The organism is Glaciimonas sp. Gout2 (assembly GCF_035018905.1).
In the GTDB taxonomy this organism is placed as follows: domain Bacteria; phylum Pseudomonadota; class Gammaproteobacteria; order Burkholderiales; family Burkholderiaceae_D; genus Glaciimonas.
The window spans coordinates 1-373 of sequence record NZ_JASJXA010000141.1 but is presented as its reverse complement, the minus strand read 5'-3'; the positions used below and the strand labels follow the sequence as shown (position 1 = coordinate 373).

The 373-nt window shown below is 42.1% G+C and carries 1 protein-coding gene; it reads right to left on the bottom strand.

What is annotated here, in order from left to right:
* Positions 1-373, bottom strand: a 373-nt coding sequence (locus QN379_RS23515) for a sodium:solute symporter family transporter (RefSeq protein ID WP_416348567.1), incomplete at both ends; no start/stop codon positions are given.

The window sequence follows — 373 nt, the reverse complement described above, 5'->3', positions numbered from 1 at the left end:
GGCAACGATCAAAAACGGATACATCAACATGTAAAGCGGCATGGCAATTTGGGTTTTGCGGATCGTGTTGGCGCTTTTTGCGGTAAAGAAATTTTGTACCGCAAAAGGAAACATGTAAAAGCCCAACGATTGGAAGAACATGGTGCTCATCGAAAAGGTGATTTGTTTGGTATCCATAGTGTTGCTGACATGCGCGCTTGCTACGCGAAATACTTCCGTCACACCAAACTCCCACGAGACGGCAACGCCAGCCACAACAATGGCAACTACCATTAAAATATCTTTAAGAATAGCAATGTAGGCAGTCGCTCTTACGCCAGAAATAATGATGTAGATAAAGGCTAAAAAAGCTGAAATAAATATCAGATAAATC